Origin of the sequence: Barnesiella sp. CU968, from assembly GCF_905219685.1 — a bacterium.
Classification (GTDB): domain Bacteria; phylum Bacteroidota; class Bacteroidia; order Bacteroidales; family Muribaculaceae; genus Lepagella; species Lepagella muris_A.
This window is the reverse complement of record NZ_CAJMXD010000295.1, coordinates 1-3,806: the sequence shown is the minus strand read 5'-3', so window position 1 is coordinate 3,806 and position 3,806 is coordinate 1. Positions and strand designations below refer to the sequence as shown.

Genomic DNA, 3,806 nt, shown 5'->3' with positions numbered 1-3,806 from the left:
ACATGAATACAGAGTTTAACAATTTCGCATTAACAGATTTTAAGAGACGCCAGTGTCAGAAAGCCATGATGAGTAATCAGAGTCAATTCTGAAATCCTTAACTCTTACGATATATGGGGTGTCTTTAGTCTTATCCATATGCAAAATTAGCAAATTATTCTGATTCTCAGAAATTAATCTCTGTCAATCAAGGAGATTGACCAATTCTTTCTTGATGTCTTCGTCGATGTCTCGGTAGCGGGCGAAGGCCTTGCTACCTTCCTTGTGACCGGACAATGCTCCGACAAGGCTTGGGTCTTTAACCTTCTTATAGAGGTTGCCGACGAATGTGCGCCGTGCCATGTGGCTGCTCGCAATCTCATTCAGCGGTTTACGCTCCTCTTCGCCGGTCTTGGGATTGAGGACAGTGACAACACGTGTGATACCGCAAAGTGTAAAAATATCCTTGATTGCCTGATTGTATTTCTGTGTGCTGATGAATGGGAACAATCGACCCTTCTCATCCACTCCTTTGTATTTCCTGACAAGAGCCTTTGCACGACTGTTCAGTGGCACACGCACAACCTCCGGTCGCTCTCCCTTTGTCTTGTTGGGCATATACTCTACCGCGCCATTGATAATGTTTTCGGGTGTCAGTTCCATAAGGTCAGACACTCGGCAACCGATAAGGCATTGGAAGATGAAAATATCGCGTTGCACCTCCAGCGATTTCTTGAATGAAAAATCGCGGTCAGCAATTTTGTCACGTTCCTCCAATGTGATGTAATACGGCACACCATATTTCTCCGCGCCGATACTTGTGCAGGAGGCAAACGGAGTGCGAGTGATGTATCCACGCTTCACACACCAGTTGAAGAAAGCACGAAGCCGTTTCATAATGGCAATTACGGCATTGTGGCCACGCTGCTCCGGCTTGCGAGGCTTGCGCTTTGTCTCCACAACATCTGATGCGTCCTTATATATGGATGGATATTTCTCATAGATTCTGGGTTCATCAATGACAAACTGCTTGAAATCGTCAACCATCGCCCCGTTAAAATCTTCGAGAGTCAACTGAAATTTCTGCCGGGTTGATTTTCGCTTGTATTTCTCATATCTATCCAACAGCCGGGCCAACACTTTATAGTGGCTTGACAGTTTTGTACCATCCTGTGTGGTGTCAAGATATTCATTGAAGGTATCGAAGAAACTGCGGCTGACAGGTACCGTCTCAAACAATTCCGGATGATTGTGACGCATTATGGCGTCCTCAAAGAATTCCTTGTTGAGTTGATTTGCAGGTGTGTTTACGCTGAGAGAGATCAATCTGCACTCCAATGATGAGAGATTGTCACTGATAATTTGTAATTTTGCAAGCGTCTTGCGGTCGGCACGCGGCATGATAAATTTGCCGTCTCTGAATCGGGAGGGTTCGATAAACACACCGCTTCTGAGACGCAGACGCAATTCGCGTGACACGGTAAGACGGAGCATGATTTCAGACTCACCGTTGCCATTTACTTTCGAGGAAAGAGACCTTGTGATTGTAGCCATAAGGAGAGGGGTTAAAAGTTATGGTACAAAATTAATCAAAATTGTCCACGCACACAAATTTCTGTCCACGGATTGTCCACATCTTTTGCGCCTACTTGCGTCTGCTTGATATAGAGGCGCAATTCACAAATACTCAAGCCAAGTTATAATATACTGATATTCAAGATATATAAAATATTGTCGTTTGAATACTCATATTCATCCAAATTCAACGCGATTCACTATTTTGACTCCAAGTGGGACCACTTAAATAACATCCAGAAGCATTCAAAGCCTTGATAATCAGCATTATCGAGGCTTTGTTGTGTTTAAGGGTTCAATATATCGCGGAAGAATGATGAAAGATGTGGGTGTGCCATCCGTGACCGACCTTCCCCAAAGGCTTCTCCTCGGTCACTTTGGCTGAAAATAATTTTCAATTCACTATTCTTCAACATTTTGCATAACGCTTTACCATTCCTCATTACCTAACTTTCGGGTATGTAATTGTTCTTGAACCTCGCAGGAATGGTTCTGCATATTATCTGCTAACAGCATATCATCTTGAAGGATGCCGCTCACAATAAAATCATGAACAAGTACCGTCACAGACGGCTACACAATCTTCTATAAAAAAGCAAAAAACGCAGAGCTTCAAGGCTTGCGTTTTTCGATTTCCTTTCCTCAAATGAGGAATGAACTCTGGTGGAAAGGTACAAATTTTTGTTGACCCTGCAAAATTCTAACGTTGGAAACTTCAAAATGTTTTATGAAAATAATAAAACTTCGATAAACCTGATAAATCTCGCATAGCAAACTACGATAATTAGGCGTATTTATGACATCCGTACTACGATAAACAAATATTCAGGTTGCAAAAGATGGTCTATGTCGCTTCATCACATCGGCGGCACTATAAATATTTCTTATTGAAAGCCAGCATCATGCGCTAAGGCTGAAATGAGGAAATTGCGGGTATACAGAGGCGTGGCACATTGGATGCATATTAACGCATAGCAAATAACAATAGTAGAATGATGGATTATCATTTAGATATAATCCATCTACCTTCTTTGCGCCCACCTTCACGCGATATAATTCTAGATTTTTGAAGATACTCCATATCCCTACGGACTGTACGGTATGTAATTGCCATGGCTTCCGCTATCTGTGACATGGTTGCAGTGGGAGTCTTCTCCAATAGATGAATTATCTCCAATTGGCGAGAAGATAATTCTTTCTGCCCCTCTTTTTGCCCTTCTTTCCGCCCCCTTTGTGGGGCAGTAAGATTTTCGGCATTGACTATCTTCAGTTCGAGTTTAACCTGCATCAACTCAGGTTGCTCAATAAGCTGAGGTTTAAGCCAATGTTTTTCATGCCAGGCATTGAGAATGAGAGGGAATTTGAATATTGTTCATTATTGAACCCATTATAAAATAATAAGATATGAATCAATTCAAAGACAAAGTATCAGAAACTCTCCTGATTCCGCTCTATATGCGAGCCAAAGAGAGTAGCCGGGCAGACGCGATAATTCACGACCCTATAGCACAGCGCATTGTCGAATCTATTGAATATGACTATTCAAAGTTCGACACAGCCAAAATGAGCGAGATCGGCTGTGCCATCAGATGCCGTTTCTTCGACGACATGGTGACGGAGTTTGTCCGAAACCATAAGAATCCGGTAATCGTCAATCTCGGATGTGGACTTGACGCCCGCTGCCAACGTACCGTGGAAGGGATATCGGATGTGGCATTCTACAGTCTTGACTTGCCGGACACCATAGACATGCGTCGTTCATTCATTTCCGAGGCTTCCAACGAATCCTATATCTCGAAGTCGATGTTTGATACCGTCTGGATGGATCGGATTAAGAGCGAACATCCCTTCGGCGATATCCTGCTCATAGCCGAAGGCGTCATCATGTATTTTGATGAAGCGACTCTCCGACAATTCTTTAACGACTTATGCGATCGTTTCAGCAATGCCGAAATCTGGTTTGACACCATGGGAACTCTTGGCGTTAAAAATCAGAACAGACACGATGCCATTAAAAATATGGAAGCAACTTTCAAATGGGGCATCAACGACGGAAAAATCCTCGAATCATGGAATCAGCATCTTTCTCTGATAGGACAGATTTCTCCGGGACGCTTCTTCCGCTCACGTCAGACAATACTTATGCGTGCATTGTCATTATTCCCTGGCATATTTTCAGACTTTATTCCTATTTAGGATATAGAATTTCATAATCAGACTCGATTAAGCAGTATGGACATAAAGGCGGGGAA

General features: G+C 42.9%; 3 protein-coding genes. 1 reads left to right on the top strand and 2 read right to left on the bottom strand.

Features of this window, described 5'->3' with window-relative positions; all coding sequences use genetic code 11:
* Positions 1-183 precede the first annotated feature (183 nt).
* A complete protein-coding gene (locus tag JX312_RS10480; protein WP_124076045.1) occupies positions 184-1,533 on the bottom strand; it encodes a site-specific integrase in 1,350 nt (449 codons plus the stop codon).
* A 1,024-nt stretch (positions 1,534-2,557) separates the two neighbouring features.
* On the bottom strand, positions 2,558-2,842 hold the full coding sequence (locus JX312_RS14355) for a DeoR family transcriptional regulator (RefSeq protein ID WP_123407817.1): 285 nt from the start codon (positions 2,840-2,842) through the stop codon (positions 2,558-2,560).
* Between the two features lie 116 nt (positions 2,843-2,958).
* Here JX312_RS14355 and JX312_RS10470 point away from each other — a divergent pair, with 116 nt between their 5' ends.
* Positions 2,959-3,750: a class I SAM-dependent methyltransferase gene (locus JX312_RS10470; protein WP_124030531.1), complete on the top strand. Its 792-nt coding sequence runs from the start codon at positions 2,959-2,961 to the stop codon at positions 3,748-3,750.
* Positions 3,751-3,806: the final 56 nt, after the last annotated feature.